This is a genomic window from Rhodomicrobium sp., from assembly GCF_047605405.1.
Taxonomy (GTDB): Bacteria; Pseudomonadota; Alphaproteobacteria; order Rhizobiales; family Rhodomicrobiaceae; genus Rhodomicrobium; species Rhodomicrobium lacus.
On record NZ_JASGFR010000006.1, the window covers coordinates 59,794 to 72,831 of the forward strand.

13 protein-coding genes are annotated in these 13,038 nt (G+C 62.4%); 8 read left to right on the top strand and 5 right to left on the bottom strand.

Translation table 11 applies throughout. The features are described from left to right. Positions 1–110 precede the first annotated feature (110 nt). Positions 111–809, bottom strand: a complete 699-nt coding sequence (locus QM659_RS03995) for an aspartate/glutamate racemase family protein (protein WP_415187452.1) — start codon at positions 807–809, stop codon at positions 111–113. Between the two features lie 56 nt (positions 810–865). Continuing rightward, entirely contained in the window at positions 866–2,605 is a 1,740-nt protein-coding gene (locus QM659_RS04000) for a long-chain-fatty-acid--CoA ligase (RefSeq protein WP_415187453.1), read from the bottom strand. Positions 2,606–2,886: 281 nt separating this feature from the next. Between QM659_RS04000 and QM659_RS04005 the strand changes: the two genes are divergently transcribed. The 3 genes from QM659_RS04005 to QM659_RS04015 all read left to right on the top strand — a co-directional run bounded on the left by QM659_RS04005 (position 2,887) and on the right by QM659_RS04015 (position 5,688). Then, a complete protein-coding gene (locus tag QM659_RS04005; protein ID WP_127076040.1) occupies positions 2,887–3,156 on the top strand; it encodes an acyl carrier protein in 270 nt (89 codons plus the stop codon). A 63-nt stretch (positions 3,157–3,219) separates the two neighbouring features. Beyond that, positions 3,220–4,446 carry a beta-ketoacyl-[acyl-carrier-protein] synthase family protein gene (locus QM659_RS04010; protein ID WP_415187454.1) on the top strand — a complete coding sequence of 409 codons (1,227 nt, stop codon included), beginning with the start codon at positions 3,220–3,222 and terminating at the stop codon, positions 4,444–4,446. Positions 4,447–4,734: 288 nt separating this feature from the next. Further along, a complete protein-coding gene (locus tag QM659_RS04015) occupies positions 4,735–5,688 on the top strand; it encodes a TerC family protein (protein ID WP_303486560.1) in 954 nt (317 codons plus the stop codon). 245 nt (positions 5,689–5,933) lie between these two features. Here the strand turns inward: QM659_RS04015 and QM659_RS04020 are convergent, their stop codons facing one another. After that, on the bottom strand, positions 5,934–6,383 hold the full coding sequence (locus tag QM659_RS04020) for a DUF2141 domain-containing protein (RefSeq protein ID WP_415187455.1): 450 nt from the start codon (positions 6,381–6,383) through the stop codon (positions 5,934–5,936). A gap of 377 nt (positions 6,384–6,760) precedes the next feature. On the opposite strand from QM659_RS04020, the gene QM659_RS04025 reads away from it, so the two are divergent. Further along, the gene (locus QM659_RS04025; RefSeq protein ID WP_415187456.1) at positions 6,761–7,303 is read left to right on the top strand and encodes a cysteine rich repeat-containing protein; all 543 of its coding nucleotides are present in this window, start codon (positions 6,761–6,763) and stop codon (positions 7,301–7,303) included. Positions 7,304–7,429: 126 nt separating this feature from the next. On the opposite strand, the gene QM659_RS04030 is transcribed toward QM659_RS04025, so the two are convergent. Beyond that, positions 7,430–8,701, bottom strand: a complete 1,272-nt coding sequence (locus QM659_RS04030) for a threonine ammonia-lyase (RefSeq protein ID WP_415187457.1) — start codon at positions 8,699–8,701, stop codon at positions 7,430–7,432. 65 nt (positions 8,702–8,766) lie between these two features. Continuing rightward, entirely contained in the window at positions 8,767–9,813 is a 1,047-nt protein-coding gene (gene hemB, locus QM659_RS04035; protein ID WP_415187458.1) for a porphobilinogen synthase, read from the bottom strand. A gap of 279 nt (positions 9,814–10,092) precedes the next feature. Here hemB and QM659_RS04040 point away from each other — a divergent pair, with 279 nt between their 5' ends. The 4 genes from QM659_RS04040 to QM659_RS04055 all read left to right on the top strand — a co-directional run bounded on the left by QM659_RS04040 (position 10,093) and on the right by QM659_RS04055 (position 12,751). Further along, on the top strand, positions 10,093–11,103 hold the full coding sequence (locus QM659_RS04040) for an FAD-dependent oxidoreductase (protein ID WP_415187459.1): 1,011 nt from the start codon (positions 10,093–10,095) through the stop codon (positions 11,101–11,103). Beyond that, positions 11,081–11,278, top strand: coding sequence for a sulfur carrier protein ThiS (thiS, locus tag QM659_RS04045; protein ID WP_415187460.1), 198 nt, complete (start codon positions 11,081–11,083; stop codon positions 11,276–11,278). The genes QM659_RS04040 and thiS overlap by 23 nt, the downstream gene beginning before the upstream one ends. Before the next feature lie 4 nt (positions 11,279–11,282). Continuing rightward, entirely contained in the window at positions 11,283–12,086 is an 804-nt protein-coding gene (locus tag QM659_RS04050; RefSeq protein ID WP_303486572.1) for a thiazole synthase, read from the top strand. 65 nt (positions 12,087–12,151) lie between these two features. After that, entirely contained in the window at positions 12,152–12,751 is a 600-nt protein-coding gene (locus QM659_RS04055) for a thiamine phosphate synthase (protein WP_415187461.1), read from the top strand. The last annotated feature ends 287 nt before the right edge of the window (positions 12,752–13,038 follow it).

Consider the following 13,038-nt stretch of genomic DNA (forward strand, 5'->3'; position numbering starts at 1 on the left):
GCGACGGGTGTCGTCGAATTGGGTCAGCACCTTGTCGCATGACAGCCGGGCGGGAGAAGCCCTGCCGCCAAGGGCAGACTTCTCCGTTCTTAACGACGGAATGACATACATTACCTGTCGTCCAGCGCCCGTGCGATCGCAGCGCGGGCGTGAATCGTTGTGGTATCGAAGAGGGGCACGAAGCAATCCTCTTCCGAGATGAGAAGCATGATTTCCGTGCAGCCCATTATGATGGCCTGAGCCCCGCGCTCCACCAGACGCGCCATGATTTCACGATACGCTCGACGCGAGGCGTCGTTGACCCGCCCGGCGACAAGCTCGCGATAGATCACGTCATGCACGAGGCTCCGGTCTGTTTCGTCGGGAACCAGCACTTCCAGCCCGAAACGGCTCAAAAGCCGATCCTTGTAAAAGGTCTGTTCCATGGTGAAAGCCGTGCCCAGCAGGCCAACACGGGTATATCCAGCCGCCCGGACTCTCTCGCCGGTCGGATCGGCAATATGCAAAAGCGGAATGGAAACGCTCGCCGCCACCTCGTCCGCCGTTCGATGCATCGTATTCGTGCAGAGCAAGAGGAAGTCCGCGCCTCCCCGCTCAAGGCGCTTCGCCGCATCGATCATCTCGGCGGTCAGCGATGCCCAGTCGCCATCGTGCTGCAGGCGCTCGATGTGGGCGAAATCGACCGAGAACATGAGGATCCGGGCCGAATGAACACCGCCCAGCCGTTCTCTGACACCCTGATTGATGATGCGATAGTATTGGGCTGAACTTTCCCAACTCATTCCGCCGATAAGGCCGATGGTCTTCATAGCGTTTATCCCGCGTGGGCCGGCCCGGCCAAACCGGGCCCGCCTGTGAATCCCCCTCAATGCGGCTTCGCAACCTCCTCCGCCTTCAGCTCCTTCTTCGAGAGCTTGCCGATCAGCGTCTTCGGCAGTTCGGCGCGGAATTCGATGTCGGCGGGAAGCTCGATCTTCGAAATGCGCTCTTTCAGGAAATCGAGCATTTCTTCCTTTGTGACCTGCTGGCCTTCGCGCAGTTTCACGAACGCCTTCGGCGCTTCGCCGCGATACTTGTCCGGCACGCCGATCACGGTCACCTCGTCCACCGCGGGGTGCTCGTAGATCGCCTCCTCGATGCGCCTCGGATAGACATTGAAACCGGAGCAGATGATCAGATCCTTGATGCGGTCGACGATGTAGGTGAAGCCGTCCTCATCCATATAGGCGACATCGCCGGTGCGGAAAAAATCGCCGACGAAGGTGTCGGCCGTTTCCTTCGGCTTGTTCCAGTAGCCTTTCATGACCTGCGGGCCACGAATGCAGATCTCGCCTTTTTCACCGAGCGGCACTTCCTCTTTCGGATCGCCAAGCTTTCTGAGGGACATCTCGGTGCCGGGCACAGGCAGGCCGATGGAGCATTCCTTTTTGGGGCCGTTCAGCGGATTGATATGCGTGACGGGCGAGGTTTCCGACAGGCCGTAGCCCTCCACGAGGCCGCATCCGGACACGCGTTCGAAATCGCGGCGCACCTCGAGCGGAAGCGCCGCGCCGCCGGAAATGCAGAACTTCAGCGACGAAAGATCGTGATCCTTGATGTCCGGCACCTTTGCCATGGCGTTGAACAGCGTCGGCACGCCCGCCATGATGGTGGGCTTCGTCTGGTCGATGGTCTTCAGAGCGAGTTTCAGTTCAAAGCGCGGCAGCATGATCATCTGCGCGCCCTTGAGGATCGCGAAGTTCATGAGGCCCGTCATCGCAAACGAATGAAAGAACGGGATCACGCAGAAAAAGCGCTCTTCACCGGGGATGGCGAGGCCCGGAAACCAGGCCGCCGCCTGCTGCACGTTGACCGAGAGGTTCGCATGCGTGAGCATCGCGCCTTTCGGTGTGCCCGTCGTGCCCCCCGTATATTGAAGCGCCGCCACGGCTTGCACGTCGATGGCGCGGCGGTCGTAATTGCCATCGTTGTTCAACAAGTCCTGCGCCGAGACGATACCCTTGCCGGGCGTCCATTTCGCAAGCTCCTTGCCCTTGAAGAGACCGAAGAGGAAGCCCTTCAACCCCGGCAACATCTTCTTGAACGAGGCGACGACCACCGTTTCGAGCGTCCCTTTCTCGACGAGCGACTTCGCCTTCGGAAGCGTGGCCGCGAGATCTGCCGTCACCACGATGTTCGCGCCCGCGTCCTTCACCTGATGGGCGAGTTCCGGCACCGTATAAAGCGGGTTGAGGCTCACAACGGTGCCGCCCGCCTTCAGCGTCGCATAATAGAAGATGACGAAGGCCGGACAGTTCGGAAAAAGCAGGCCAACACGCGTTCCTTCGCGAACGCCGAGGCTTTGCAGCCCCTTGGTTGCGCGGTCGACGGCCGCGCCGAGTTCGGCGTAGGTCATCGTCTTTCCGAAGAACCATGAAGCTGGCTTGTCTGGAAAGCGAGCCACCGTCTCTTCGAGCGTAACCGGCAGGGGCTTCGGTTCGAAGGCTTGAAACCAGTCTACTCCCGGCGGATAGGATCGAAGCCACGCCCGAGACGTCGCCGTCGATTCCTCCTGAATTTCCTTGTCGTTCGTTTCCAAAATATGCGGTTGATCGTGCCCGTCCATGGCCGTTTCCATCCCCTGACAACATGCGTTTTCTTATTTTTTCGACGCGTACGGTATCATCTAAGTAATGAGGCCGAAATGCCTACCATCGGCGAACGTTCATCTCTGCGACATCGACAGCACGCCGCTCGCTCTACACGGGGCGATCCACATTTCCCCAGCCCGGACCGCGCCCGCCGCGAGTTCACTGGACTTGACCCCGGATTGCCGCTAATCGTTCCCGACGCGCCATAAGGAATCGAAACCGCAGCATGAATTGCGGTTCCGCCAGGGAGCCTCGAATGGACGACGTCGCCGAAAAAATCATAGCAATCCTGCGCAAGAACATGCGCCATCCGGAGAAAGAGATAACCCTCGACACCAGGCTGACCGATCTTGAAATCGAGTCGCTGGATCTTGCCGTTATCGTTTTCGATATCGAGGATACTTTCGGAATTCAAATTCCATACAACGCCAACGAGGAAGTGGCAGATTTCGCCACGGTCGGCTCGGTGGTCGACAAGGTCACGGCGGTGCTCGCATCGCAGAACGCGTCGGGCGCGGCGGCTTGACGGCCCAGCGCGGCCGGACCGGACCGCGCTCCCGCCCATCTGTCAGTCCTGGGGGAGTCCCGAATGAGCGAGAGGAATAGCGGTCGCCGCGTGGCGATCACGGGGACGGGCGTCGTCTCGGCTCTCGGCACGGGCGTGGAGAAATTCTGGGACGCGATCAAGGCAGGTGAGAACGGCATCGCGCCGCTGGCCGGTTTCCCGTTGCAAGACCTTTACATCACCATCGGCGGCGAGGTGAAAAACTTCGATGCGCGCGAGCTATGCAAGAGCCGGGGCGCGCAGCTTTCCGACCGCTTCACCCAATACGCCGCCGCTGCTGCGTGGGAGGCCGTGCGCCAGTCCGGGCTTGAAGGCCCGCTCGGCGAACGGGCAGCATGCATCGTCGGGTCCGGCGGCGGCGGGCTCACGACACAGGAAAAGGCATACGAAGACATCTTCGTTCATAAAAAGAAGGCGACGCACCCTCTCACCCTCCTGAAGACTATCAGCAGTTCGTCGCCCGCGCATATCAGCATCGAGCACGGCATCACGGGGCCGGTGTTCGGCACGGTCAGCGCCTGCTCGACGGCGGCGCATGCGATCGGCCTCGCCTTCCAGATGATCCGCTCCGGCCTGGTGAATGTGGCGGTCGCGGGCGCGTCGGAGGCGTCGCTCAATTACGGCTGCATGCGGGCCTGGCAAGCGATGCGCGTGCTTTCGCCGGAAGGATGCTTCCCCTTTTCCAGTCGGCGCAACGGCACGGTGATCGCCGAGGGCGCGGGCATCCTCCTGCTCGAAGACCTGGAGCATGCGAGAGCGCGCGGCGCGGCGGTGCTGGGCGAAGTGCTGGGCTTCGGCATGACCTCCGACGCCGCCGACATGGTCAACCCCGATATCGAAGGCCCGACGCGGGCGATGCAGATCGCGCTCGACGACGCGAGGCTCTCGCCGGGCGACATCGACTATCTCAACGCCCACGGCACAGCCACGGCCGCGAACGACATCAACGAAACGCGCGCCATTCGCAAGGTTTTCGGCGCGCATGCGGACAGCCTCGCGGTGTCTTCAACGAAATCGATGCACGGCCATTGCCTCGGTGCGGGCGGAGGCCTGGAAGCGGTGGTCTGCGTGCAGGCGATGCGGGACGGCTTCATTCCGGCAACCATCGGGCTCGATGAACCGGGCGAAGGCTGCGACCTCGACTATGTGCCGCACGAAGGACGCTATCGCGCCCTCGGCTACACAATGTCCAACTCCTTTGCCTTCGGGGGGCTCAACGCCGTTCTGGTTTTTGGCCCTGCCACTAATTGACCACAATTCAGCCGATTTCCAGCCTTATTCATCCCATGGTCTGGAAAGGTCGCGGTGGAACTGGAAGGTCACCATCGCGGCACCCAATTCGGGGAGCGACAAGACGACCGCCGTGTTAATCGGTGTCTCGCGGATTTGTTCGCCCCGTTCGTCTCGTCCGACCGCCGCGATTTTGCCCAGGCCCTCAATCCGCGATCCGGACGGCAGTCGGGCATCGCTTAAGCGCTTCCCGGATCAGACGAACTGAAGCAACCGTGAACGCGCCCTTATTAAAGGATCCTCGTTTCGATGTTTGAAGAGCATTCCATCTGGGCGTGGCTTGGATTCACGGCCCTCATTCTCACGATCCTCGCCGCCGATCTCGGCCTGTTCCACAGGAAGGCGCGCGCTATTCCCGTGCGGGAGGCGTTGATCATGACGGCGGGCTATATCGCGCTCGCGCTCTGCTTCAACGCCTGGATCTATTTCGAGTTCGGCAACCAGAAAGCGGTCGAGTTCCTGACCGGCTACTTCATCGAATACGCCCTGTCGATGGACAACATTCTGGTGTTCGTCATCATCTTTACTTACTTTCAGGTGCCGTCGCATTTGCAAATGCGGGTGCTCCTGTGGGGTATTCTCGCCGCACTCGTGCTGCGCGGGGCGTTCATTCTCGCGGGCTATGCGCTGATCGAAAACTTCCACTTCACCGTGCTCTTCCTCGGCGCGTTCCTCGTCTATACCGGCTTCAAGACGATGGCATCCGGCGAGGAGGCCGTCGACCTCGAAAACAGCCGCATCGTGAGATGGACACGGCGCGTGCTGCCAATGACGACCGAATATCACGGCGAGCGGTTCTTCGTGCGGCTCTCCGGCACCGGCAAGCGTGTGGCAACGCCGCTGTTTCTCGTGCTCATCGTGCTGAACATCACCGATATCGTCTTCGCGCTCGACTCGATCCCGGCGATCTTCGCGATCACGCGGGACCCGTTCATCGTCTACACTTCGAACGTGTTCGCGATCCTCGGCCTTCGCGCCCTCTTCTTCGCGCTGCGCGGGATGGTCGACAAGTTCCGCTATCTGAAATACGGGCTCTCGCTCACGCTTGTGTTCATCGGCATCAAGATGATCTTCAACTATCCCGAAGAATTGCCGGATATCCCGACCGAATGGGCGCTTGGCGTTACGGCGCTTCTGATCTTCGGATCGATCGGGCTGTCGCTCATCAAAAACCGCGCCGAAGAAAAGGCGGCCTCTCAGTAGGCGGCGGCGCAGCAGAAAAACCGCGTGGCGCTCTCCGCGCGGTTTTGAGGGCATGGCGTCTGACGGCGCTGGCCGCCGATAGATGCGGGAACGCCTGATGGTCCAATTCCGACATTTGCATCCGTTTGCAGCACGCTTGCGAGCAAATGTCGGAATCAAAAGCACCTTGGCAACTGGTGGATCTTTTGAATTCGACATTTGAGCGAAAGCAGCAGCAACCGGGTCTCAAATGTCGAATTGCACCCCTAGAAGAAATATTTGGCGGTGATTGCGACGCGCGTGTCGCCCGCGATTTCAAAGGCGCTTTTGGCGAATTCCGGCTTGCCGTAGAGCGTCGGGTTGTTGGAGACGCCGATGCCCTCGGTCGGAATGCCGACAATATTGGTGTCGAGCTTGCCGTCGCCGTTCTCATCGTGAATGGACGCCACCGCGTAGACGCCCGGCTTCAGGCCGCTGTACGTCACCACGACCCTGCCGCCGCGAATGATGGCGCTGCCCTGCTTCACCGGCCGTCCCGTGACGCAATCGGGAAAAGCGGCCTTGTTGGATGTCTCGGCCGAGAAAACGCAGAGCTTGACCTCGCCCCTGTTGGACCGAAGCCCGTCGATGACGATCGTCAGGTCGGCGGCGACGGCACTCGCCAGACCGCAGCCGAAAAACGCAGCCACGGCCGCCGGAAGAATACGCACTGACATGAAAAACCTTGAAATCATGAAGGAGGGTCTTCAGCCAAGCCGGATTATCCCCCGAAGTCAAGGTTTGTCGGGTCATATCGCGCAGGTCTTCGCCCGAGCCGGCCGCCGTTAGCGCGTGCGTTGTCGGGGAGTGGACGCCCGGCTGGTGTGGCCCTGCAAGGGCGGCTGCGCGCCTCTTTCGCATCCGTCATGCTGCATGGCGCGGGATCATGAACGGGCATTCAGCACGCGTTACATCCCGTTACAGTCCGTTGCGCCTTCGCACCGCCGCCAACACGTTTAGCCTTCGTTACGGCGAATTCCAGCCGGAATTTTCTGGCATTCATTACGCTCAGATTCGCTCGCGCCGGTTGAGGCGCGCGCGCCCGGAGACTTCGATGTTCAAGCCCGCAAAATACGTGTTCCTCGCCGGTCTTGTTGCCGGTTCATCGGCGGCCGCCGCAGCCGACCTGCCGCCCGAAATTCTCGACAGCGTCATGCAAACCTGTCGGCCCGATTATCATCGGCTTTGTTCCGATGTCCTTCCCGGCGAGGGCCGGGTTGGCCGCTGTCTGCTCGACAACGAGGCGCAGCTCAATCCCGGCTGCCTCAAGGCGATCAAGTTCGCCTATGCCATCGAAGTTTGCATGCCGGACTATCGCCGCTTCTGCAACGGCGTTCAGCCCGGCGGCGGAAAGATCGTGGAATGCCTCGGCGACCGCATCGAGAGCCTGAATTCCGAGTGCCGCCGCGTCGTGATCGCGAACCTGCCTTATTCGTCGCCGCGCCGCGACTACAGCTATTACAACGGTTACGATCGCTTCTCCCGCGAGGAACGCTTCGGCGGCGAGCGCTATCGGGATGTGACACCCCCTCCCCCGCCCGCCTACGATTCCGACGGGGATGAAGGGCCGGACGATGACGGCGATCCGATCAAATAGATTTCGCACCGCCGCGCGTTGCGCGGAGCGACCCGATTAGCCGGCTGGGCTGCCGCCCCTTTCTCCCCGCGAGAGAGGGGCGGATTTGTTTCAGGAGCCTGGCTGTCTCGACGCGTTCGGCGCCGCCTACTCCATCCGTGGGCCGGGCTCGCCTCCGCTTGCGTTGAGCCGCTCCACCCTGAAGCCGCGAAGGCGGAGTTTCCCGATGATTTCCTCGGCGTGAAGCGCGTCCTTCGTTTCGATGACGATATCCACCAGCGTCGATTTAGCGGGCACATAAAGATAGAAGCGGCGGTGATGAACTTCGAGGATGTTCGCGCCGCAGCGGCCAAGCTCGCTTGCGAGTTCACCGAGCATGCCGGGGCGGTCGTCGACCTGGATGCGCAACGACAGGATCTTCGATTCACGTTCGAGGCCGCGAATGATGATGGCAGCGAGCACGCGGCTGTCGATGTTCGCACCCGACTGGAAAAGGCCGACCCGGCGCCCGTGGAACCTCGGCCGATCGGAAAGGACAGCCGCGAGCCCCACCGCGCTGGCGCCTTCGGCAACCGTCTTCTGAAGGCTGGCGAGCAGGAAGACCGCGCTTTCGACCATGGACTCGCTGACGAGCACCACATCGCTCACGAGGTCGCGGATGACGGGCAACGCATGCGCGCCCGGTGCTTTCACCGCGATACCTTCGGCGAGCGTCGCGCCGCCGCATTCCGCGATACGTCCGCGCAGCGCCGCGTAGGTCGACGGATAGCTTTCCACCTCGACGCCGACGATCTCGATATCCGGCTTCAGGGCTTTCGCCGCGATGGCGACTCCTGAAATGAAGCCGCCGCCGCCCACCGGCACGATAAGACAATCGAGGTCCGGGCAGTCTTCCAGAAATTCGAGCGCGGCCGTCCCCTGCCCCGCGATCACGGCCGGATCGTCATACGGATGAACGAGGGTGTAGCCCTGCTCGACGATGAGCCTGTCGGCAGCGACGCGCGATTCGGCAACGCTCTCGCCGTAGAGGATCACCTTCGCGCCAAAGGCTTCCGTGTTGCCGACCTTGTTGAAGGGCGTTCCTTCCGGCATGACGATGGTTGCCGGAATGCCGAGCCGCGCCGCGTGGTGAGCGACGGCTTGCGCGTGATTGCCCGCCGAAATCGCGATCACGCCGCGCTCGCGCTGCGCCGCGTCGAGCGACAGCAGCTTGTTCAACGCGCCCCGTTCCTTGAAGGAGCCGGTCGCCTGCATGTTCTCGTATTTGATGAAGATTTGCGCGCCGGAAAGCGCCGAAAGCTTCGGCGCCTCCACGGCAGGCGTGCGGATGATCGAGCCGCGAAGAGCCTCGCGCGCTGCCCGAATATCTTCAAGGCTGACGCGCGGCTCTTCAGAAACCGCGACGGCGGAAAAGGTCATCCACGCATCTCCTCCGGCGGCGTAAGCGCCACCCAACAAGTGCGTGGAAAGATGACCTTCGCCGCCTACGCCTTCAAGAGTCGTGCGGCTTCGGGCGCGAAATAAGTGAGGATGCCGTTGGCACCCGCGCGGCGGAACGCCATCAGGCTTTCGAGCACCACCTTCTCGCGGGTGAGCCAGCCATTCTGGAACGCCGCGAGCAGCATCGCGTATTCGCCCGATACCTGATAGACGAATGTCGGCACCTTGAACTCGTCGTGGACGCGACGCACGATGTCGAGATACGGCATGCCGGGCTTCACCATCACCATGTCGGCGCCTTCGGCAAGATCGAGCGCCACTTCGCGAATCGCCTCGTCGGAATTGGCCGGGTCCATCTGATAGGTGCGCTTGTCGCCCCTGAGCGTGCCGGATGAGCCGACCGCATCGCGGAACGGGCCGTAGAACGCGCTGGCATACTTCGCCGAATACGCCATGATCTGGGTGTTGTAGAAGCCGCGGGCTTCGAGCGCGGTGCGGATTACGCCGATGCGGCCGTCCATCATGTCGGACGGCGCAAGCACATCGCAGCCCGCTTCCGCCTGATTCATCGCCTGACGCGTCAGCGCTTCCAGCGACAGGTCGTTGACGATCTCATTGCCGACCATCAGGCCGTCCTGACCGTGGCTCGTATAGGGGTCGAGCGCGACGTCGCAGATGATGCCCATGTTCGGCACGCGGGCCTTGATGGCGCGCACCGCGCGGCAGACGATGTTTTCGGGATTGAAGGCTTCGGTCGCGGCTTCATCGCGAAGATCGGGCCGCGTATAGGGAAAGAGCGCGACAGCCGGAACGCCAAGCTCCGCAGCCTGCTCGGCAGCTTCCGCGGCGAGATCGACAGACATGCGGTCGACGCCAGGAAGCGACGGCACCGGCTGCTTCGCACGCAGGCCATCCATGACGAAAATCGGCCAGATCAGGTTCGACGCGGACAGCGTGTTTTCGGCGACGAGCGCGCGCGACCACGGCGCCTGTCTCGTCCGGCGCAACCGGGTGAGAGGAAAACCGCCCGCCTGGGCGTTCTGAAGCGCTGCACCTGCATCGTAATATGCGTTTGGTTTTTCTTTCTTCACAGCCGGCACCTCTCGAAAAAGTGGCTGTTCTGTACGCCCGAAATCTACTTGACACAAGCCTGAACCGGAATTAGAACAAACGAGGAACATCGGAGGTGGCCGCAAACTCCGTCCGATGGTTGCAGCAAGCAGGCGAGCCAGAACACCGGCGCTCCCCCAAAGCCGGCATCGTGCGCTCTACGCCCCCGCGAGAGAACGATACGCCCCACTGGCCGCTTGCTTGCTTTTTTTTCCAATTTGCGCGACACCAGCCTCCTCCGCAGCAAGATCATCAGGGCCATGGCAAAGATAGATATCATCGGGGCGGGCGCCGCCGGGATGTGGCAGGCGTTTCTCCTGTCACGCCAAGGACATAAGGTTACGCTTTACGATCCCGCGGGCACCCCGTCGCAGAACTGCGCGAGCGGGTGCGCGGGCGGTATGCTCGGCTCCTATTGCGAGGGCGAGCCGGGCCACGAAGAGGCCCGCGACCTCGGCCTCGAAGCGATGGAGATCTGGAAGGAACATTATCCGTATCTCAAGCTGAACGGCACGCTCGTCGTGGCGTCTCCGCGCGATGTCGCCGACCTTCAGCGCTTCGCTGCCGTCACGCAGGGGCACACGCGCGTCGGCGTGGACGAGATTTCCGCGCTTGAGCCTGCTCTCGAAGACCGCTTTCGCGACGGCCTTTTCTACAAGGACGAGGGCCATATCGAGCCGTTCGTCGCGCTGGAATACTTCATCAAGGAAGCGGCGGCCCAGGGTACGAAGCTCGTTGCCGAGGCGTGGGAGGAGACCGACGCTGACGTTGTGGTCGATTGCCGGGGCCTCGCAGCGCGCGATCATCTGAAGACGCTGCGCGGCGTGCGCGGCGAGCGCGTCGTGGTGGATTGCCCGGGCGTCACCCTTTCGCGCCCCGTGCGCATGACGCATCCGCGCATTCCGTTCTACATCGTGCCGTGGTCGAACAACCAGTTCATGATCGGCACGACGGCCATCGAGAGCGACGACCGGGGCCCGGCGACGCTTCGTTCCGTGACGGAGATCATGGCAGCGGCCTACGCGCTGATCCCTGCGCTCGGCGAGGCGCGCATTGCTTTCATGGATGCGGATGTGCGCCCGTCCTTCCCCGATAACGCGCCCCGGATCATCATCGGAAAAACGCAGTCAGGCCGCCCCCGCCTCTACGTGAACGGCCTTTTCCGTCACGGTTTTCTGCTCTCGCCTATCCTCGCGAAGATTACGGCCGACTATATAGAGTCAGGTGCAAAGGCTCCGGGAGTTCTGCTTGAAGATCACGGTGAATGGTGAGGCGATGGCGACCGATGCGGCGACACTCGATTCGCTTTGCCGCGAACTGGGTTTCGCCGACGCGAAGATTGCAACGGCTTTGAACGGCGCGTTCGTGCCGAAAAACGAACGTGCGACGGCGGCGCTCGCCGATGGCGACGCCGTCGAAATCCTGTCGCCCCGGCAGGGAGGCTGAACATATGACACTTGCTCAAACCAAAACCGCCGACTCACTTTCGATCTATGGCGAGACTGTCGGTTCGCGGCTGTTGCTCGGCACCTCGCAATATCCGTCGCCCGACATCCTCAGGCGGTCGGTCGAGGCGAGCGGCGCTGAGATCGTCACCGTCTCGCTCCGGCGCGAATCGAGCGGCGACGGAAAGGCGGGCCAACGCTTTTTCGACCTTCTGAAAAGCTTCGGCGCGCGCGTGCTGCCGAACACGGCGGGCTGCCACACCGCGCGCGAGGCGATCACCACGGCGCACATGGCGCGCGAAGTGTTCGAGACCGACTGGATCAAGCTCGAAGTCATCGCCAATGACGACACGCTGCAGCCGGACGTTTACGGCCTCGTCGACGCGGCGGAAAAGCTCACGCGCGACGGCTTCAAGGTGCTGCCCTATTGCACGGAAGATTTGAGCGTCGCGCAGCGGCTCGTCGGCGCGGGCTGCCAGGTGCTCATGCCATGGGCGGCCCCCATCGGCTCGGCGCGCGGGCTCATGAACCCCTACGGCCTCAGGACGCTGCGCGCGTTTTATCCAGACCTGCCGCTCATCGTGGATGCGGGCCTCGGCGCGCCGAGCCACGCCGCGCTGGCGCTCGAAATGGGCTATGACGGCGTGCTCATCAACACGGCCGTTGCAAAGGCCGCCGATTCGGTGGCGATGGCGGTCGCCTTCGCGAAGGCCGTGGAAGCTGGCCGTCTCGCGTATCGGTCCGGCATCATGCCGCCGCGCGACATGGCGAGTCCGTCGTCGCCCGTGGCGGGGCTCGCGCTGCTTTAACGCGGCAATGAACAGGCCGCGCGTCTTGTTCTGAAGCTCGCCTACATCGATAGCGAGGTTACCCGATGACAAACGCCCTGCCCCGTTTCTATCCGGTCGTGCCGGATGTCGTTTTCGTCGAGCGTCTCGCGCGCGTCGGCGTGAAGCTGATCCAGCTTCGCATGAAGGATGCCGACCCCTCGGACATCGCGCCTGCGATCACGCAAGCGCTTGAAACGTGCCGCTCGCATGGCGCCACGCTCGTCGTCAACGATCACTGGCGCGAAGCCGTCGACTGCGGCGCGCCATGGGTCCATCTCGGCCAGGGCGACCTCGATACCGCCGAAATTCCCGCGATTCGCCGCGCCGGGCTCAAGCTCGGCCTTTCGACGCACAGCCATGAGGAACTCGACCGCGCGCTCACCTTCGATCCCGATTATGTCGCGCTCGGCCCCGTCTATCAGACGACGCTCAAGGTCATGCCATGGGCGCCGCAGGGGCTCGCGCGCGTGGGCGAATGGAAGGCGCTGGCGAAACGCCCGCTCGTCGCCATCGGCGGCATCACGCTGGAACGCGCGCCCGATGTCTATGCGGCGGGCGCGGACAGCGCCGCGGTCGTCTCGGACGTGGTTTTCGCGCCCGATCCGGAAGCGCGCGCGAAGGATTGGCTTAAGCTGATCGCCTAGAGACGGGAACGAGAAGGATCTGCCGAGGGGGATCGGTTTCTCGCCTCTGCCACCCAGTCAACCGGGCATGGCGACAAGCAGTCCCACGCATAGCGCGGGCAAGACGAAGGAAGCCATAGGCGCGCTCCTCGCTGATCGTTCAAATTTCGCGGCGGCGTTTTTCGACCTTTTCCGCCTTATCGCTCGCGATTGTTTGTAGCGCGAAAGCTTGCGAAACCGCGAAAAGATCTATCTTCTTTAGGATAGGGTTGCAACGTGGTGCGCCGATCGTTTGCGCGCCGGGAGAC

Coding starts and splice junctions, on each gene's coding strand:
- QM659_RS03995 (WP_415187452.1), bottom strand. CDS start 809: ATGAAGACCATCGGCCTTATCGGCGGAATGAGTTGGGAAAGTTCAGCC.
- QM659_RS04000 (WP_415187453.1), bottom strand. CDS start 2,605: ATGGACGGGCACGATCAACCGCATATTTTGGAAACGAACGACAAGGAA.
- QM659_RS04005 (WP_127076040.1), top strand. CDS start 2,887: ATGGACGACGTCGCCGAAAAAATCATAGCAATCCTGCGCAAGAACATG.
- QM659_RS04010 (WP_415187454.1), top strand. CDS start 3,220: ATGAGCGAGAGGAATAGCGGTCGCCGCGTGGCGATCACGGGGACGGGC.
- QM659_RS04015 (WP_303486560.1), top strand. CDS start 4,735: ATGTTTGAAGAGCATTCCATCTGGGCGTGGCTTGGATTCACGGCCCTC.
- QM659_RS04020 (WP_415187455.1), bottom strand. CDS start 6,383: ATGTCAGTGCGTATTCTTCCGGCGGCCGTGGCTGCGTTTTTCGGCTGC.
- QM659_RS04025 (WP_415187456.1), top strand. CDS start 6,761: ATGTTCAAGCCCGCAAAATACGTGTTCCTCGCCGGTCTTGTTGCCGGT.
- QM659_RS04030 (WP_415187457.1), bottom strand. CDS start 8,701: ATGACCTTTTCCGCCGTCGCGGTTTCTGAAGAGCCGCGCGTCAGCCTT.
- QM659_RS04040 (WP_415187459.1), top strand. CDS start 10,093: ATGGCAAAGATAGATATCATCGGGGCGGGCGCCGCCGGGATGTGGCAG.
- QM659_RS04050 (WP_303486572.1), top strand. CDS start 11,283: ATGACACTTGCTCAAACCAAAACCGCCGACTCACTTTCGATCTATGGC.
- QM659_RS04055 (WP_415187461.1), top strand. CDS start 12,152: ATGACAAACGCCCTGCCCCGTTTCTATCCGGTCGTGCCGGATGTCGTT.